We start from the raw sequence: 18,992 nt of genomic DNA on the forward strand, positions 1-18,992 counted from the left end.
TTTTCAGTCCTAGACGCACTCCCGACAAAGAAACGGGGTTTTTTACTTAATCTCTGGGTAAAAACGAAGGATTTTCCTAAAACCCGGTTTCTGGCCCCCCGTGCGTAAGTCCTAATTTTGTTAATCGGCGATCGAATTTCGCCCATCAGCATTCCGTGTTTCCTTCCTTGGAACTCGTCCAACCACAAGCCCTCAGCCAGAATCAACAAGTGTGACTTGACGGGGTGACACTCGTCTGGTGGGTCAATAGTAGCTTGTTTGAGGCGTCCGCGCGATCGCCCACTCGCACATCAACAACCGCCAATCACTCATAATTGCCACAAAAATTCAAAATCTCAAACCCAAAACTGCCCAACCCCAGTACGATCGATCTAGTTAGCAAAAATAAGTAAAAACACTAGCGGAGTAATTTTTATGGATCTGGTCGTACTCCAGAACTGGCTGGACAACATCTCCTTTGCCGTTTTGTTCTCCACAATGCTCATTTACTGGGTTGGCGCAGCATTCCCCGGCATTCCCTACCTGGGGGCCCTAGGAACCGCAGGAATGGGCGTCGCCAACCTATCCATCGCCGCTTTACTCGGTTCTCGATGGATAGAAGCCGGCTACTTCCCCTTAAGCAATCTCTACGAATCCCTATTTTTCCTAGTTTGGGGAATCACCGCCATCCACCTAGTCGCGGAAAACATGAGCCGTTCCCGCTTAGTAGGAGTAGCCACATCCCCCGTAGCAATGGCAATATCTGCCTTTGCAGCCCTGACTCTGCCCGCAACCATGCAATCTGCAGAGCCCCTAGTACCCGCCCTCAAATCAAACTGGCTGATGATGCACGTTAGTGTCATGATGCTCAGTTACTCAACTTTAATGGTAGGAGCCCTGCTGGCGATCGCCTTTTTAATCGTCACCCGCGGCCAAAAAATCGAACTCACCGGTAGTTCCTTCGGCACCAACAGCAACCGCAACGGCAACTACCGCCTCCAACGCCCTCAAAACCCCGAACCTCAAATTGCAGAAACCAGTGGCGACAGCGCCTTAGTTTTCAGCGAACCCTCTTTCAACTCCAACAATAACGGTTTAGGCACCACCGCAGTGCTCGAATTAGCCACCGTTCAAACCGCATCAACCGCGCCAACTCAAACCGCAGAACTTCTCTCGCCCCAGCGCTTGAATCTAGCAGAAACTCTTGATAACATTAGCTATCGCATCATCGGTTTAGGATTCCCCTTACTGACAGTTGGCATTATTGCGGGTGCGGTTTGGGCTAACGAAGCTTGGGGATCGTACTGGAGTTGGGACCCGAAAGAAACTTGGGCGCTAATTACTTGGTTGGTATTTGCTGCCTACCTGCACGCCCGCATTACTCGTGGCTGGCTGGGAAGACGCCCAGCAATTTTAGCTGCCACAGGTTTTGTGGTAGTTTGGATTTGCTATCTAGGCGTTAATCTGTTAGGCAAAGGTTTGCATTCCTACGGTTGGTTTTTCTAATTCCTAATCCACCAATCAGCCAAAGAAGAACAGGATAAGTCAAAGAATCGGGATTAATCTCATCTCCGGTTGTAGGGTGGGCAATTCCCACCTTACTCAACCAGCGAGATTCTAATAATTAACTCCCTCTTCCTTCTTATAACTTCGGTCTTCCTCACATCCGTTACATCCGTTACATCCGTTACATAATCCGTTGCCGAACTTCCTTCATTAAAATAAGGACAATTAATATGGACGAATCCCCAATATTTCCCCAAGAAGACGATGTTGTCTCTGCCCCTACCAGCGCTTTGATGTATCAATGTACATTCAAAGTCAGCGAATTTATGGCCATTATGCAGGCGAAATTGGTAGACGAAAAATTATTCTCAGACGGCCTGGATTGCGAGCTATTAAGTGCTGGCAAAGACTGGACTAAAGGAAAACTTAGAATGCGTCTGGAGTTCATTCCGCTTGAACCTGAAATCAAAGAACAAAAAGCCCTTCCTGCCGCTGCCGAAAGATCGGACACCGTGCAAAACTACGCCGTAGCTAGCTCAACTCAAACCGATATAGATGAGCCATTAAATCAATGTGACTCAACAGAAATAAATAATCATTTTCCTATTTCTAGGTATCCAGACCGCGACCCCCAAAGTATAGGAATGTGGAGCTAGGAAGGCAAAGAATGAGAGATTGGGAGAGGGGAATGCTTCCCCTTCTTTGCTCAAAATCCATCGGTTAAATCCCGGACACTGCTCGTTTTTTAACTTCCTGATTTTTGCTTAATGAAAAACTGCTCTCATGGCTGAATCTTCCAATTGGACGCACCTCCACGCTCAACTGCACAAGACGCTGCTGTACCGACAAATATTGCCATCAAATCAGCGATTGCTAGTAGCAGTATCGGGCGGACAAGATTCTCTGTGTTTAATTAAATTACTGCTAGATTTGCAGCCCAAATGGGGGTGGAATCTAGGGATTGCTCACTGCGATCATCGTTGGCGTTCTGACTCGGAAGCCTCGGCCAATCATGTAGAACAATTAGCTAAAAACTGGGGAATATCCTACTATTTGGAAACAGCCTCGGACATCCCCAAAACTGAAGCAGCGGCCAGACAGTGGCGATATCAAGCTTTAACCGAAATTGCGATCGCCCACAACTACCCCTACATTGTTACAGGCCACACAGCCAGCGATCGCGCCGAAACACTCCTCTACAACCTGATTCGCGGCAGTGGCGCCGACGGACTTTCTGCCCTCACCTGGACACGGCCCCTGCTCGATTTTCGATTGCCGATTTTCGATTTTCGAGTGGGGAATTCCGGCGAAAATTCCAACTCCCAAATATCTGCCGATTTTAGATTGGAAAATCAGGATGAAAATTCCCAATCGAAAATCCCAAATCTAAAATCTAAAATCTATTTAGTTCGTCCTTTGCTGGAAATAACTCGATCGCAAACAGGTCAATTTTGTCAAGAGCAAAAACTACCCATTTGGGAAGATTCCACAAATCAAGACTTGCAATATAGTCGCAACCGGATTCGATCGGAATTATTGCCTTATTTGGAAACTCATTTCAACCCAAAAGCGCAACAAGCCCTAGCTCAAACAGCCGAACTCCTCCGCGCCGACGTAGAATATCTCGAACTTGCAGCCAGCGACTTGCTACAGCGAGCAATGTCTCCAATTGCAGACAGCCCGCAGGTGAATTTTCAACTTCCCGTCAAGTTAAATCGCCTGATTTTGCGGGAAGCACCCCTTGCCTTGCAGCGACGGGCAATGCGGCAACTACTGCAACAAATATTGCCCTCGGCGCCCAGTTTTGAAAGCGTAGAAAAACTAACCAGCTTAATCGTAGCGCCCAACCGATCGCAAACCGATCCATTTCCTGGAGGAGCGATCGGTCGAGTCGAACACCCTTCGATAATTTTAGATATTAAATTTTAACCTGTTATCAAACCCGAAAGGACTTGTCGCAAATCGGAAACTACCCGATCTTGCTCGTCTCCAGTCTCCTGCACCCGATCGAGTTCCCCCGCCGCCGCTTCGAGCTTTTGGCGTAGCGCAGTCAAATTGTCCTGCACCGGCTGCAACATTTCTTGATAAACATTCACCCTGCCCCAGAGTTGCGCCACTGCACCTTTCTGGTTGAACAAATTCTGCTCTAACTGCTTGAGTTCGTAGCGTTTCGCTTCACTTTCCCCATTTTGGCGGTTGACATTTGCCTCAGTTTGGGATATTGCTTCCCGCACCTGCTGAATTTCGTTTTGCAGTCTTTGCAATTCTTGGCTTTGCTGCTGCCGCTGAGTATTGAGCTGTGCCACAATCGGCCCCAAATCAATATTTCCTCGCTCTTGTTTTGGAGCATTAGCAGTACCCAGCCGCCGCCACAGCACCGCCTGATGCTGCTTTAAAACATCTTCCCGTTCCTGCAACCGGAGGCGCTGTCCCACCAGAGTTTCGTTTAACATCTGATAACTTTCGAGTTCATCTGCCATTTCATTTTCCAAAGCCATGCGATCGTACTCGCTAGCAGCTTGAATTTTCCCTTGCAGCTCCTCGATTGTCTCCCGCTGCAGAGTCAACTCCTCCTCTTGATCGTTAACAAACCGGAACACCTTTTCCAAATCCTGTTGCAGGTGTTGCACCAGCCCCTGTAACTCATCAACAGGCATCTTCTCCAAAGCTGACACATCTACTTTCTGCTCCGTACCCGCAGTACCCGAAGCAGATGCCAGCCTGGAAACTTGCTGGTAAAGATCCTCAACAGCCCGCACCTGCAAAGCCACGGACTGAGCCTGATCCTGCTTAGCGCTGAGGGTACTTTGCTGCCCTTTAAGCTCCGCCCGAGCCCCGGCCAAAGCATCTTGAGATTGGTACCACTCTTGCCAGCGGTTTTGGAGGCTCTGATTTTGTCGATCGACCTCTTCTTGTTGCTGTTGAGCTATGCTCTGTTTTTGCTCCAACTGCTGCCAGTGCTGATCCAGAATTGCCTGCTGAGCGCCCACCGCACCAAAAGACTGATTCAGTTGTTCCCGCACCCCTTGAGCCGAAGCAATTGCCCCTCCCAACTTCTGCATCAACTCCTGAATCCTCTGAGTCTGCTGCTCATCAATTACTGCCCCCTGGGGAACCTCAGACTGCTGTTGGGCCACCCGTTGCTGCTCGCCCCGCAACTGTTCCCAAGCCGTCTCTATTTCCACGCGACTGCGATCGACTTCTTCTCGCAGTCGGTTAGCTTCATCTCGAGTATTTTCAATTTCCGAGCGCTGAGCCTCCAGCCGCTCCAACTCCTCTTCCATTTGAGCCAACTGCTCTTCGCGGGCTTGCATTTCCATTTCCCGGCGATTGAGTTCCTGACTCGAAAACGTCAGAGAAGCCTTCCACTGTTCAATTTCCTCTTCCTTATCCTTAAACTTGTCCTGCAATCGCGAGAAATTTTGCAGAATGCTCACCAACTGGCGGGCCGCCTCCTGAATCCGCTGCACTTGCTTGCTAGCGCTCAACTCAACCAGCACCAGCGTGCCGTCGTTAAACTTATTAGCTTCCTCAACTGGGATCGCGTCATCGCCTGGTACGGCGCTCCAGTTATGTTCGCCCCGCTGACAAGCTAGCAGCTTCAGTTCAGCCTTACCGCCACCGAGACCAAAGCCGCTTCTCTGTTTTTGTACTTCCGCTAGATACAGCACACTAATAGTCCTCTGCTTCGTAAAACCTATCCCAACTTACTTTAAGTTACTTAAAGGCCTAAAAAATAAGTGGTGTTTACTTCCTACGCTGTTGGGTAGACGGCTAATCCCAACATAAGTAGGCTATCCCCCTTAAGCCAAAGGTTCTTTACTAAAGATAACATTGTGTGCGATCTTTAGTCAACTTCCCTAAAGTAAAAAAGTATAGGCAAGTAAGGATAACTTTTTGCCACTTAAGTCTTACTTTTTGGTATCGTTTGCCCAATCGGGGGATAGCATTTTTTCCTAACTATAGCAGCACTCACCCATAGCACGTCCTCACGGGAGAACTTCCAGAAAGTACGGCCGCCGGCACTTGTCTGGAGGAATGAGACAGCAGTATCAATGCCGCTTGATTCCAGACTAGCTCTCACTGCGGGGACTGCCATAGGCCAAACCTGAAAAAGGTCAGTCCTTGAACCTCCCCACCTCTAAAGCCGGGGGATTCTTGCCCACATTCAAGGCGACAACGGGACATTAAAATATCCCTCTACTCACTCAAAGAACTTTACTTCTCCTGGAGCGCATACTTGCTGAGTTCTTCCTATTTTTAAGGTTGAACGTGACCTATGCTGCAATTATTTGCCCTTTAACTATTCCGAATTAATCGGATTAGTGCGTTGCCGGGGCTGCTCGCCCTCTAGGATATTTCAATGGGTTGAAAGTTATTCTTACTCTGGCGAATTGCTCTTTGCCAATTATACCACCCTGGTTTTAGCAACACCATCGTTTCACGAGACTTAAAAGTCCCTACCGACTGATCCCCAAATCTAAATCCCCATGTCGTTAGCCCAGGGCTTGCCTCTGGCGTTTCGATCCAAAAGTTTCTATAGATTTTACAACGCTTTAGTTATGGGTCGATCGTCAGAAAAGCCATCGCTGCCCCCAAGCGGACGCCATCCTCCGGCGGACTAGGGATTTGAACCGCGCTGCCTTAGAATAGGGTAATGACGCGAGCCTATGACGGAGCCGCGGGCGAGGAAAAAGGTCGATCGGCACTGAGGGTTTTCCTGACAACTGCCAACCAAGGTTCATTTTGACTGCACCTGATTTTAGGGCTGTGGCAAACCCAAAAAAAACCTCGATCACAACTCATCCAACCCAACAGACTAGCCTCAAGTTCCCATCGGGGATTGATCGGCACTTGCTGCTGGTAGCAGCGGTAAAACCAGAGAATCCTTGGTATTTTGAAGTTGACCTACGCCAAGATGTGCTGGAGAAACTGACGGCATACTCAGCCAAAAACTTCAAAACTTTGGCATCGAAGGCTTGAATCCGTCGGGAATGCCAGCGTTGCACACTCGAAGAACCCGTGCCAGCGTGCGATGTGGATTCTACGAGTTTAGGCAATAGGCAACAGTGGGAATAGAAGGTGAAACTCTACACTTAGAGAATGCCGCGAGTTTCGCGGTTTCAGCTTGTGGACTGGTAGCGCGGCCGAGGAGTGGCAGCAAGTATCGCCCTTTCGTCAATTCCCAATTGTGAGATCAGCATCAGCGCGTAAATTATTGACGGAAACTAAAGTCAATCTTTTCGCCCGCACACAGTCTTTCCGAGCTCAGACGCCAACGGTTTTAAGGAGGATACTTTAGCTGCATGCAGGGAAATTTGAGTGAAATAGACATCCGCAGCATCCTGCAATTGATTGAGTTAGGTCAGCGAACCGGAGAACTGTTCGTAGAGGCCTACACCTCCACCGGCAGCAGCACGGGTACTCAACCTACGCCGCGCTCCCTTGCAGGACAATCCTGGTATGTCTTCTGCTTCAACGGTCAGATTATTTACGCTACCCAGAGTGCGGGCAGTTTGTTTCGGTTGCGCGACTACCTGCGCCGCTACAAAGCAGATACCGCCCTCGACAAAATCCAAGTTCCCTATATGGCATCTACCAATGCCCCAGAATACGGCTACCTATGGGCCCTGCTAGAAAACCACATCCTCACCCCAGCTCAAGGGCGCAACATCATCCACAGCATGATCCACGAAACCCTCTTTGACTTGCTCAGTCTCCACCAGGGTTCCTTCACTTTTGAAATGGGCCCAGCTTTGGCTCCTCAACTGACCAGCTTAGAAATTAGCTCGCTGCTGGCCAAGATTGTCAAACAGGTGCAGCAGTGGAAGCAGTTTCACCCTCACATTCAGTCGCCCAACCAATGCCCGGTGATTTCAGACCCCTCCGAACTGCGAGTCGCGCTGCCTGTCAATACCTTTAATACTCTCAGACGCTGGGCAGACGGGCACACTTCGATCCGCCAAATGGCGCGCTACCTCAACCGAGACGTACTCACTGTCGCTAAGGCGATTTACCCCTTTGTGCAGCAGGGATTGGTGCAAGTATTTTACGAACCCTCTGTTGCCCCCACCAACAACAAAAAAGAATGGTCGTCCCCAGAAACCAAGGTTCCCAGAGTTGTCTGTATTGACGACGACAATACTATTCGCAAAACAGTCGAGTCAATTTTAAATGAACACGGTTACGAAGCTACTACGATCGGCAATCCCCTCCAAGCGCTGAGTTTGGTGTTTCCACTCAAACCCGATTTAATTCTGTGTGATATCGCCATGCCGGAACTCGACGGCTACGAAATTTGCGCTATGCTGCGTAGTTCGAGCGCTTTCCGGCAGACGCCGATCGTTATGCTGACGGGCATCGACGGATTTATCGATCGCGTTAAAGCCCGCATGGCCGGAGCTACAGACTTTTACACCAAACCTTTTGGTGAAAGCGAGTTATTGATGCTGGTAGAAAAATATGTGGGTCCGGGCTACCCTCGGCTCAATCTCTCGGAAAGATTATTAGAGCGCTCGCTAGAAGACCAATTAGAAGAAAAATAACTTTCGCACTGATGCCATGATGGGAGCTTTTTTGTACCTGCGGTTAAATCGAGTCTCCGCCGCCCCAAACAGAAAGCTGGGGGTACTATTGGCGAGCGCCCCATAAACTAGAATGTATAAATCCGCGCGCTGGCATAAGCGCGTCGGTAAAACTCTGTTCAATTTCTAGACCCAAGTGGGTCTAACACGCTCAAAGTGCAAATATAATATACTTGTTCTCCACTTGCAGCCGCTCCGAAAAACTGATGTACAGAGCTACTGATGGCTAGGTATTTCTGTACAAAGTCAGAGATTCCAATTCTCAGTCTTAAGTGACTCCGTTCATGATTGTCGCGACACCAGCCATGTCAACAACTCCTCGCTAATCCGAGTATCGGTTTAGCATTCATCGCAGAAATTACCCAGAGTTTTACCAATTGAGACGGCGGTGGGAATACAAAGTGAAGCTTTAGGGGTTTCAAATTAATTGTTCGTAGTCGATTTGAGCTAACTTGCCAGCAAAAGTCGCGCGAATTTATTGATGGCAGTCAATTATTGACGGAGAAAATTTATTGCCAAGGGCCTGCTGCAGTCGGGCCATTCACCCCTTAGCTGTGTCAAGCTTGGCTGTGTCAAGTTTCGACCATCGAAGTTTCGATCGGGTTATTCTTGGCGGGAAACCTCAACAATTTTTGCTAGAAATGCAGGTGTCAGAATTATGATTAGCGGTAGCCCAGACTTTATATTACCAGGACTAGGCGTAGATCCGGCTCCGGAATTCCAAGAACTAGAAACTCCCGAAGGCGAGCTGCACCTGCGGTTCTACGTTCCTTCGGGGAACGAGTTCGCACTGCCAGCGACAGGGATTAGAGAGGTCCTATCCCCGTCCCCAGACCGCATGACACCGATCCCCAACGTTTCCTCTTTGCTTTTAGGTACGCTAAATATGAGAGGACGAGTGATTTGGGTGGCAGACCTCGGCCAATTTCTGGGAGACCAAACACCCCTGAACACAGATAGACCCGAAATCCCGATCGTGGCTGTGGAAGACCAAGACACGATTTTGGGGCTGGCAGTCGATCGAATTGTGGGGATGGACTGGCTCGACGTAGAGCAACTGCACTCTCAGAACAATGCACCAGACGGCATGATTCCATTTCTGAGGGGAGAATGGATGTTAGGTGCACCAGCTCAGAAAGTGCTCCGACTGCTAGATCAAGTGAAAATTCTGCGCTCGGCGCGGTGGGCAGCGTGAAATCGATTTTAGATTTGCGATTTGCGATTTTCGATAGGGGTCTAACCATCAACAGTCACACGACTTGAGGCGCGCATCTAAACATTCAATTCAAGATAAAAATCAAAAATCTCAAATCTAAAATCTAAAATCCAAAGAGGGCGGCAAATGGCAACAAGTACCAACTTTCAGCAGGACTACCAACGGGCAGAAGCGGCCTACATGGATGGCAATTATTCAGAAGCCGCAGCCCTAGTTTATCAATTAGTAGAAGATTTTCCCGAAGACCCCAGCGCTCGCCTGCTGTGCGGACACATTTACTGCTACGGACTGCAACAGTATGAGGTGGCGCGGGAACAGTACACGGTTGTGCTAGGGCTGAGTGACGACCCGAGTTTGGTGGAACACGCTCACAACGGAATTACCTACACAGACCAATTTTTATCTGGAGAGCTGCAAACGGAAAATTTCGAGGCTTTGTCTGCTGAAACGGAATTAGAATTCTACCCAGACTTATCACTCGATGAAGGGTTAGAAGACCCGGATTTGGGACTTTTCCAAGGAAATTCCCCATCCCTTTCCTATAGAAGTCAATCCCCAGACGACATGGAAAACGAGGACTTGGCCGACTTGGGCATGAGTGGCTTGGGGTGGGAACCAGAAGACGACGATGGCGCAGGCTCTGTCCCAGATTTAGCTTCACATTCTAACCCCTTTGGTGGCGACAGTGGCGGAATGGCAGCTTATGCTGAGAACTCCGACTCGCTAGACATAGACGAGTTTGCCGACTCGGACTTTGGAGACCCTTTTGCCTTAGATGATGGAGGGTTTGATGCTGCTGACTTGTCTAGCAGCAAAGTGTCTGGTTCAAGCGCACCTTACTCAGGAGATTCGTTTTCAGAAGCTCCGACTCAGATGCTCAACGGTCAAAGTTTTGCCCCTTCAGAAGTCGGGAATTCCTTCGACTCGAACCAACTAGACTCCCCCATCGGGCCCTCGGACAATTTTGGCGAACCTTTTGCTGCGCTCGATTTGCCAGACGAATTCGACGATAACTCCGACTACGACTACCAATCCCCGCCCCAGAGTGGTCAAAATTACGGTCATAACGCACTTGGGGCCGAAGAGGAAGACCCCTTTGCCGAGGCGATGCCCTCGTCGGGTTTCGGGTCTTCTCGACCTCAAAACAAACAGCCGAATAACGGGTCGGATTACTCGTCAAATTATTCGCTGGCGGAAGACGAGACACTGTTGATGGGAGGTGCTGTCCCCAACTCCCAAAGTCAAAGATCCAGCCGGGGACAATTTAATTCAGTCGATCGATCTTCCGCCAACAGCAACGGTTACAGCGACTCGGAACCCCCGGCATTTGGCTCTAGAGACAACTTCGAGTTAGATGCTTTTGAAGACGACGCTTTTAGCGATGCTTTCTCTTTCGACGAAAACGAACAAGCAACAGCTTTCGGAGCTTCCGACAAGAACAGCAGCGCCTGGTCGTCAAAAACTGGGAACGCTCAAGCACACAGCGACTTTTTAGACGAATTTGACGAGTTTGACGATTTAGGCAATTTGCCGGACTTTGATATCTCAGAAGATGCCACCAGTTCGATGTTGACTAGAGGTAACACCAATTTCGGCAACTCGACCAGCGGCATGATGGGAACGACGGGCAGCAGCCTGGACTTTGACAACAGCGATGGCTCAGCAATTCGGGATGACGAAATATTTAGCATAAGCGGCCCGGCTGATGCGTCTGTGTCGAGTTTTTCTCCCACCGAAACAGAAGCGGTCGATACTTCGGTAACAGTAGAACAGGGGGGACTGGCTTTCTTGGAAAATGCCCCTTTGTTTACAAAACAGTTGTACACGGCAATTGGGGCGGGACTGGTTTCTCTGGTAGCTGTGGCTTTCGTCACCAACATTGCCTCCTATCAAGCTCTGCGGCAAGACAAACCGGAGGCGATCGTTTACCTGCGCCAAACAGGCTGGGTAATGACCGCAGCAGCAGGCTTTACGAGCTTTTTAACTTCTTGGGGCATCGGCCAGTTGATCGCCAAGCAGGTACGCAAGTCGTCGGATAATTTGCAAGCTCAGTTCGATGCCGTATCTCAAGGAACTTTGGATGCTCGCGCTACGGTTTACTCGGAAGATGAATTTGGTAAAATGGCTGCTAAATTCAACCACATGGCGAAGGTCATCCAAACCACGATTAGCGATACCAGGCGCAAGTCTGACGAGCAGGAACAGGCAAAAGAAGACTTGCAGCGCCAAGTGATTCGCTTGCTAGACGACGTGGAAGGAGCGGCTCGGGGTGACTTGACGGTGACTGCGGAAGTGACCGCAGACGTTTTGGGTGCTGTTGCTGACTCGTTTAACTTGACAATTCAAAATCTGCGCGAAATTGTCCATCAGGTGAAGCAGGCGGCTCGGGAGGTCAGCAAAGGCGCTACGGATAGTGCTAAGTTTGCGGGCGATTTGTCTTCCGACGCGCTGCGACAAGCTGAGGAACTGGCGGCAACCCTGAATTCCGTGCAAGTCCTCACCGATGCGATTCAGCGGGTCGCAGAGAGCGCTAGAGAGGCGGAAGAAGTGGCCCGGGGCGCGGCGGCAACGGCTCTGAAAGGAGGCGAGGCTGTGGAGCGGACGGTGGCCGGGATTTTGGAAATTCGAGAAACGGTAGCAGAAACCACTAGAAAAGTCAAGCGGTTGGCGGAAGCTTCTCAAGAAATTTCTAAGATTGTGGCTTTAATTGCGACGATCGCCTCCCGGACGAATTTGTTGGCCCTCAACGCCAGTATTGAGGCGGCGAGAGCTGGGGAAGCGGGCAGGGGTTTTGCGATCGTGGCAGACGAGGTGCGACAATTGGCAGACCGATCGGCTAAGTCTTTGAAAGAAATCGAACAGATCGTGATGCAAATTCAAAGCGAAACCGGCGCGGTAATGACGGCGATGGAAGAAGGGACGCAGCAGGTTATTGAGGGGACAAAATTGGCAGAACAGGCGAAGCGATCGCTTGAAGATATCATTCAAGTAACTAACCGAATTGACGTGTTAGTGCGATCGATTACTGCCGACACTGTAGAGCAAAACGAAACAGCTCGCGCGGTCGCCAGTGTGATGCAAGCAGTTGAGCTGACCGCTCAGGAAACGTCCCAAGAAGCGCAGCGAGTTTCGGGTGCTTTGCAAAATTTGGTGGGCGTTGCTCGCGACCTTTTGACATCGGTAGAAAGATTCCGAGTAGAAACAGCAGAAAGACAATAATTAAGTGTCTCCTGCTTTTTTTGCGGGCTGATTTACAATCAGATTAGTGTGGCAATGATGGCATAAAAAAAGCACCCTCGCAGTCTTGAAACCCCTGCGGGGATGCTAATTCAACACCTAAACAAAGTAGGAGTTGCACAGATGGACGATAACATAGTAGAGGTAATACCGGGCATCTTTGGTGAAGTTCAGCCGACGGGCTGTATTATCTCTACCCTAACAAAATCTAGCAGTGGCTATGCCAATAAAAGACTTCGCATTAACGGTGAATGGAAAACGTTTAGTGTCCACCGTTTAGTATTAGAAAATATTTTAGGTCGTCCGATTAGACCGGAATACTTTGCTTGCCACACTTGTGATGTCCGCAACTGCATCAATCCCAACCATTTATGGGAAGGTTCTAGGCTGGAAAATTCTCAAGATAGGTTTAAAAAAGGACGTATTAAAGATGTCGGAAGTACATCTGCTCCTCAACCTCAAAAACAAGTGCGAGGCATAGAAGTAATTCCAGGCATTCGCGCTGAAATACAGCCGAACGGCTGCAAGATTTGTACCTTGGCTAAAAGAAGTGATGGTTACTCGGTGAAAACTATCAAGATTAACGGGAAAAATCAAAGTTTCTATCCCCACAGACTTGTACTGGAACACAAACTGGGAAGACCTGTAAAACCCGGTTATTTTGCGTGTCACAGTTGCGACGATCGCGGTTGTATCAATCCCGACCATTTGTGGGAAGGAACCCCCGCCGATAACTCCCGCGATGCTATAGAAAAAAACCGCTTTCCTTTCGTTCCAGGCAAGATAGGTCCTAACCGCAAACTCAAACCCGAACAAGTGCAGCAGATTCGCTATCTTTTAAGTGAGGGCATATCGAAAGCAAAAATAGCCAGGACATTTGCCATATCTCGCAGTCAGATTATTCTCTTGGCAAGGGGCGAGATATACAAAGAGCTTCTCTAGAACTACTAACATAGACCCAATACAATAACGATTAAAATCAGGAATAAAACTATGCTACCGGAGCAACAACAGAGGATAATGGGCTACTTTATTGAGGAGGCAAAAGACCACCTCAATACGATCGAACAAGGCTTGCTGAATCTGCAAACCACGATCGAAGACCCAGAACTGGTCAACGAAGTATTTAGGGCCGCTCACTCTGTCAAAGGAGGAGCAGCAATGCTGGGGCTGACGAGCATTCAGCAAACAGCTCACAGACTAGAAGATAGTTTTAAAGTATTAAAAGAGTGCAGCGTTAAAGTAGACCAACAGCTAGAGTCCCTTTTTCTGCGGATTTTTGACACATTGCAAGGGCTGTTAGAGCAACTGTCGGGGCCTTTTGGACTGACAGAAGAATTGGGAGAACAGATGGTTCGAGAATTAGAACCAGTATTTGAAGAGCTCAACGGGCACTTGGGGGGACTCGTTGGACACGGAGAATACCATGCAGACGAGAGCAGCGTTCTGGCCGTACCCGAACCAGTTATGGCGGGGGTGGGAGTCGGGGCGTTTGCCTCATCAAGGAGTTTTCCAGATTCGCGGTCAGTTTACGCACCTGATGTCAGAGCAACAGAAGACAGCGCGCTGCTGCTAGTATTTGAGTCGGACGTGCCGGCGAGGATGCGGGAACTGCTGCAAGAGTTCAAACAGCCCGAAGGGCCAGAAAGCAGGCGGCAACTCAAGAACATTTGTCGGAACTTGCTCAGGGCAGGGGAAGAATTTGAACTGCCCTACTGGATAGCATTGATCCAAGCTGTATCCAAGGCGATCGCCAACCCAGAAAATACCTACCGCACCTTAGCGCCAACGGTGATCAAAGACATCAAACAAGCGCAAGAACTGGTAATTTCTGGTCTAGAATCGTCGATCGCACCAAGCGAAAAACTTCTGTCGCTCCAGCCTGCTGTTCTGGTTCCAGAAACGGATTTTGAAGATTTGCTGGCCTTTGCTCAACCGAGTAAATCCGGGAAAAATGTGGTTTCTGTTGAGGATGAGGCCTGGGATCTGGTGGGATCGGGCGATGCCCAGGATGGATTGAACAAGTTGCTGCCGACTATTTCGGGGCTGAGTATAGACGAGCTGTTCGATCAACTCGACAGCGGCGACAGCAACGATGACAATGGCATTCGATCGTCCCATTTCGACGAAGATTCCGCCTTCGCAGAATCGGATATAGAGACGGGTACTTTTAGAGGCTCGACCCGCACCGGCCCGGAAGTGGGCGCTGCAGAACTCAACACTTTAGCTGACTTGTTTGACGGCGAGTCCCCGGATCTGGACGGCGCTTGGGAAGAAGAAGAAGACCTCGACTATGCACAGTCTTCTGGGATATCGGCGGCCCGAATGCTGGGGTTAGACGAGGACAATTCCGGCGATTTTACTGATTTGTTGTTTGACGAATACGATGTGGCAAGTTCCGAAACGAACACGAAGCCTCCGATTGACGATTTGACGAGTTTGTTTGGGGAGGATTTGCTGTTTGGAGAGGAGGCAGAGGGCTCGGCAGTAGCTCCCGGTCAGAAAAATGCGGGTTCGAGCCAGCGGTTAACTAGCAAACACCTTAAAACGGGTAACGGTAAGGGCCGTTTGGAGCGGCGAGACGACACGGTGGCCCCAGCCAGGGGACAAGCTGACGAAGATGCTCTCGGTACGCTTTTGGACGAAGTGGCAGCCCAAACTTCTGCAGGTGGTACGGAGGACAATGCTGATTTCGAGAACTTGTTCGGCGATTTAGGCTTATCTGAGACAACAGGTGGGCCGGCAGTCTCTTCGGAGTATTCCCTGAAGTCTGAGGCTTTAGACGGACAATCGAAGAAGCCTGCAGGGGGGGGCAAGGATTCAGGGGATGCCGAAGCCCTTGCTCTGCCTGCAATGGATGATTTCGAGTTGCTCTCTGAGCTTGGCGAGGATTCGGATTTGAGCGAGCTGTTGGGGATTACTTCTAATTTCCTTTCTTCAGAAGACGAAGGTGGGGAGAACGGGGGCGATCGAGATCGAGCTGCAGGCATCGCACAAAATGAGGAAATGGGCAACGTTCTTAACATGACATCAAATTCTGATTTAGATATCTCTGTGGATGGAAACTGGCTAGAAGATGCTTTCGGGCTGGAAGACGAGTCTGTGCAATCGCTCAACCTGGATCTGGACGATACGGATTTGGATGCGCTGTTTGGGGATATGACCTCGGGCGCGATTTCTGAGGATGAAGAGACTGTGCGGGATCGGCAAGGAGTGGCTACTTCCCGAGAAGCTGCCGATTTGGCTGAGCTTTTCGGTTCTGTACCTACGGGTACCGAGTATGACGGAGAAGCTTCGGGGCAAGCCCGTGGGGGTTGGCAGAATGATGGGGATTCAGAATTGCTGAGTGCCGGTGTGGGAGTTGATGAGGGCGACTTGGGGAGTTTGTTCGACAACAATAACAATGGTGCGGCTGTTTCCGACCAAGGCTTGGCCAATTCGGCAGATGTTGAACTTGGGGCTTTGTCCGACGATCGTCCTGAGTCGGAAATTTCAAATGTCGAATCTGATGAGGGCGCAGCTTTCGATTTCTTGGAGGATATGTTTGGGGAAGGCATGGTGGACCCAGGCGATGCTGGAACGGCGCCAGATGACGGCGCGGCTGTGGATGTGAAGGAGTTGTCTGCCCAACCTCCCGATGGTGTGTTCGACGAGGCGGGTGCGGATTTGTTCGATCGAGCCGAAACAGATGGCGCCGGGGAATCTGAGGGCGAAGATGATTTGTTTGATGCCCTGGAAACGGATTTTTTGAGTGCGGATTTAGAGCCAATGCCTGCAGAATCTCTTGATGGTATGTTGGAGGGCGATGCTGACTTGCTCTCGGCGATGGAAACCGGGGCTACTCTCAACAACGCAGAGTTGGAGGGTTTTGATGATTTGTTGGATTCGATCGATGCTGAAGTTCTGGTGACTTCGGAACTGACGACCGGCTTTTGGGACGCTGAGGACGACTCCGCCGAGGCCGATTCCTCGGAGTTGGAAGAGGGATCGCTGGCAGACTTTTTTGCCGAGGGCGAATCAGGCGATGAGGATGATGTCGAAGGCAATTTTGACGATTTAGAAGCACTGTTAATCGCAGGGGGTGCTGGGGCTGTCATAGCAGCTTCTGGAAGCACAAATCAGAGTCCGGTAAATACAGAAGTTTTCTCGGATCTCGAAGAACTCCTCAGCGAGAGCGCAACTATGCCGGAAATTCCTGCACCGACAACTGCTAGTAAAGCTCCGCGCACTGCTGCCGATGAGAGCGACGACGAATTTGGCGATTTGGAAAAACTGCTGGAAGATCCCAAGGACAGCGGCCGCCAAGGGGAAGGCAATATGGGGCCGTCGGCGATCAACAGACCCAGGCGGAATCCCCGCGCGGGCGGGTTCGGCGACCAGACGATGCGGGTGCCGGTCAAGCAACTGGACAACCTCAGCAATTTGATGGGGGAACTGGTTGTAAACCGCAACAGTTTGGAGCAAGACCAAGAACGGATGCGGCAGTTTTTGGACAATTTGCTGCACCAGGTGGCGCTGCTGAGCGATGTGAGCCAGCGGACTCAGGATTTCTACGAGCGGAGTCTTTTGGAGATTGCTTTGCTGGCAAATCGGCAGGGACACCGATCGGCCTGGCGCTCTGAGGATTCGGCCCACACCCGGGAAAGTGCCTGGAGACCAGAGGAAATGGACAGGTTTACTCCTTTCCACAGTTTGGCTCAAGAGATTATTGAGCTGATCGTGCGGGTACGGGAGTCGGCGGCGGATATTGAGTTTTTGGTGGATGAGGCGGATCAGGTGACTCGCCAACTGCGGCAAGTTACGACTCAACTGCAAGAAGGTTTGACTCGCGCCCGGATGAAGCCGTTTGCGGAGACGACGGACAGGCTGTTCCGGGCGGTGCGGGAAATCGCGATTAAGTGCGGGAAGCAGGCTCAGTTGCAGGTTGAGGGTAAGGAGATTTTGATTGACAAGATGATTGTGGATCAGCTTTATGACCCGATGACTCATTTGGTGAACAATGCGATTACTCACGGGATCGAAGCGCCGGAGGTGCGTCTGGCGGCTGGGAAGCCTGCAGTCGGCAGGATTACGATTCGGGCTTTCCACCAAGGGAACCAAACGGTGGTTTCGGTTTCTGATGACGGGGCCGGAATTGACCCGCAAAAGGTGAAGGCGAAGGCGATTAAGCAGGGTATGCTGACGGCGGCTCAGGCTCAGAGGATGTCTCGCTCGGAAGTTTACGATTTGCTGTTTATGCCCGGTTTCAGCACTCAGGAACAGGCGACGGAGTACGCCGGCCGGGGGGTCGGTATGAATGTGGTGCAGACTTCCTTGCAGGAAATTCGGGGCACTGTGTCGATCGATTCGACGATCGGCAAGGGGACTGTGTTTACGATCCGTTTGCCTCTGGTGTTGAGTATTTCTAAGGCTCTGACTTGCATTAGCGATCGCGCTCGCATTGCTTTCCCGATGGATGGGGTCGAAGATATGATCGATGTGCCTCGCGATCAGGTGACGACGGGGGCGGATGGTTTGCCTTGCATTGAGTGGCGGGGTCAAAGCTTGCCGTTCCGGCCGCTGCGGGATCTGCTGGCTTACAGTCGCCATTTGGGTCGGGGCAGTGTTTACGGGTTTAATACTGACGATGACATGATTTCGGTGATCGTGCTGCGGTCTGCTGGCAATTTCTTGGCGGTGCAGGTGGATCAGGTTTCGACGGAACAGGAAATTGTGATCAAGCCGTTGGAAGGGCCGGTGCCGAAGCCGATCGGGATTGCTGGGGCTACCGTGCTCGGAGACGGTCGGATCGTGGCGATTGCGGATGTTCTGGAGCTGATCGATTTGGCTACGGGAAGGCTGCGGAAGGATACTGGCGGTACCCTTTGGGATGAGGGCGATCGGGCTGCTGCGGAGGCGGAAATCGAGAAGACTGAGCCGACTGTGCTGATTGTCGATGATTCGATTACCGTGCGATCGCTGTTGTCTATTACTTTCGAGAAGTCTGGCTATCGTGTGGAAGAAGCTCGCGACGGTAAGGAAGCTTGGGAAAAGATGAAATCTGGTCTGCCTTGCGATATCGTTTTCTGCGATATTGAGATGCCGAGAATGGACGGTTTGGAACTACTTTCTCGGATGCAGAAGGATGCCGTTTTGTGTGAATTGCCGATCGCGATGCTAACTTCTCGCGGTGCTGACAGACACCGCCAAATGGCTTACAGTTTGGGCGCCAAAGGTTATTTCACTAAGCCTTATTTGGAGGAGCAATTGCTTGATGCTGCTTCTCGGATGTTGAAAGGTGAGGTTGTTGGTGCTCCGGTTGGTGTGTAATGTGTAAATCTGCTTTTATCTGCGGTTGAAAAATGGGAATTTGTTAACCGCAGATGAAATCGGATTGATTAAACCGCAGAGGACACAGAGAACGCAGAGAAAGAGAACAGAGAGAGCGATGGTTCCGAGGCAGGACGAATTTGATATAATTTATCTGCGTT

General features: G+C 50.4%; 10 protein-coding genes. 9 read left to right on the top strand and 1 reads right to left on the bottom strand.

Going from position 1 to position 18,992, the window contains the following annotated elements; genetic code table 11:
- Nucleotides 1-414 precede the first annotated feature (414 nt).
- The 3 genes from ccsB (at nucleotide 415) to tilS (ending at nucleotide 3,414) form a co-directional block, all read left to right on the top strand.
- Nucleotides 415-1,485 (top strand): c-type cytochrome biogenesis protein CcsB, encoded by a 1,071-nt coding sequence (gene ccsB, locus QUA00_RS02230; protein WP_333408559.1) that lies wholly within the window; start codon nucleotides 415-417, stop codon nucleotides 1,483-1,485.
- Nucleotides 1,486-1,715: 230 nt separating this feature from the next.
- The gene (locus QUA00_RS02235; RefSeq protein WP_333288385.1) at nucleotides 1,716-2,141 is read left to right on the top strand and encodes a KGK domain-containing protein; all 426 of its coding nucleotides are present in this window, start codon (nucleotides 1,716-1,718) and stop codon (nucleotides 2,139-2,141) included.
- A gap of 127 nt (nucleotides 2,142-2,268) precedes the next feature.
- Nucleotides 2,269-3,414 carry a tRNA lysidine(34) synthetase TilS gene (gene tilS / locus QUA00_RS02240; RefSeq protein WP_333408560.1) on the top strand — a complete coding sequence of 382 codons (1,146 nt, stop codon included), beginning with the start codon at nucleotides 2,269-2,271 and terminating at the stop codon, nucleotides 3,412-3,414.
- Here tilS and hmpF read toward each other — a convergent pair.
- A complete protein-coding gene (hmpF, locus tag QUA00_RS02245) occupies nucleotides 3,411-5,156 on the bottom strand; it encodes a pilus motility taxis protein HmpF (RefSeq protein WP_333408561.1) in 1,746 nt (581 codons plus the stop codon). The genes tilS and hmpF overlap by 4 nt on opposite strands.
- Before the next feature lie 1,075 nt (nucleotides 5,157-6,231).
- Between hmpF and QUA00_RS02250 the strand changes: the two genes are divergently transcribed.
- From QUA00_RS02250 to QUA00_RS02275, 6 genes are all read left to right on the top strand, one after another.
- Nucleotides 6,232-6,468: a hypothetical protein gene (locus tag QUA00_RS02250; protein WP_333408562.1), complete on the top strand. Its 237-nt coding sequence runs from the start codon at nucleotides 6,232-6,234 to the stop codon at nucleotides 6,466-6,468.
- Nucleotides 6,469-6,791: 323 nt separating this feature from the next.
- Nucleotides 6,792-8,030 carry a response regulator gene (locus QUA00_RS02255; protein WP_333103151.1) on the top strand — a complete coding sequence of 413 codons (1,239 nt, stop codon included), beginning with the start codon at nucleotides 6,792-6,794 and terminating at the stop codon, nucleotides 8,028-8,030.
- A gap of 700 nt (nucleotides 8,031-8,730) precedes the next feature.
- Nucleotides 8,731-9,264, top strand: coding sequence for a chemotaxis protein CheW (locus QUA00_RS02260; protein ID WP_039887356.1), 534 nt, complete (start codon nucleotides 8,731-8,733; stop codon nucleotides 9,262-9,264).
- 147 nt (nucleotides 9,265-9,411) lie between these two features.
- A complete protein-coding gene (locus QUA00_RS02265) occupies nucleotides 9,412-12,504 on the top strand; it encodes a methyl-accepting chemotaxis protein (protein WP_333408563.1) in 3,093 nt (1,030 codons plus the stop codon).
- Between the two features lie 141 nt (nucleotides 12,505-12,645).
- The gene (locus tag QUA00_RS02270) at nucleotides 12,646-13,464 is read left to right on the top strand and encodes an HNH endonuclease (RefSeq protein ID WP_333408564.1); all 819 of its coding nucleotides are present in this window, start codon (nucleotides 12,646-12,648) and stop codon (nucleotides 13,462-13,464) included.
- Between the two features lie 51 nt (nucleotides 13,465-13,515).
- Nucleotides 13,516-18,831, top strand: coding sequence for a response regulator (locus QUA00_RS02275; protein WP_333408565.1), 5,316 nt, complete (start codon nucleotides 13,516-13,518; stop codon nucleotides 18,829-18,831).
- The last annotated feature ends 161 nt before the right edge of the window (nucleotides 18,832-18,992 follow it).

The organism is Microcoleus sp. T2B6, assembly GCF_036700475.1.
Taxonomy (GTDB): domain Bacteria; phylum Cyanobacteriota; class Cyanobacteriia; order Cyanobacteriales; family Microcoleaceae; genus Microcoleus.

Bases quoted from the DNA above. Each gene is read 5' to 3' on its own strand.
- ccsB (WP_333408559.1), top strand. From the start codon at position 415: ATGGATCTGGTCGTACTCCAGAACTGGCTGGACAACATCTCCTTTGCC.
- QUA00_RS02235 (WP_333288385.1), top strand. From the start codon at position 1,716: ATGGACGAATCCCCAATATTTCCCCAAGAAGACGATGTTGTCTCTGCC.
- tilS (WP_333408560.1), top strand. From the start codon at position 2,269: ATGGCTGAATCTTCCAATTGGACGCACCTCCACGCTCAACTGCACAAG.
- QUA00_RS02255 (WP_333103151.1), top strand. From the start codon at position 6,792: ATGCAGGGAAATTTGAGTGAAATAGACATCCGCAGCATCCTGCAATTG.
- QUA00_RS02265 (WP_333408563.1), top strand. From the start codon at position 9,412: ATGGCAACAAGTACCAACTTTCAGCAGGACTACCAACGGGCAGAAGCG.
- QUA00_RS02270 (WP_333408564.1), top strand. From the start codon at position 12,646: ATGGACGATAACATAGTAGAGGTAATACCGGGCATCTTTGGTGAAGTT.
- QUA00_RS02275 (WP_333408565.1), top strand. From the start codon at position 13,516: ATGCTACCGGAGCAACAACAGAGGATAATGGGCTACTTTATTGAGGAG.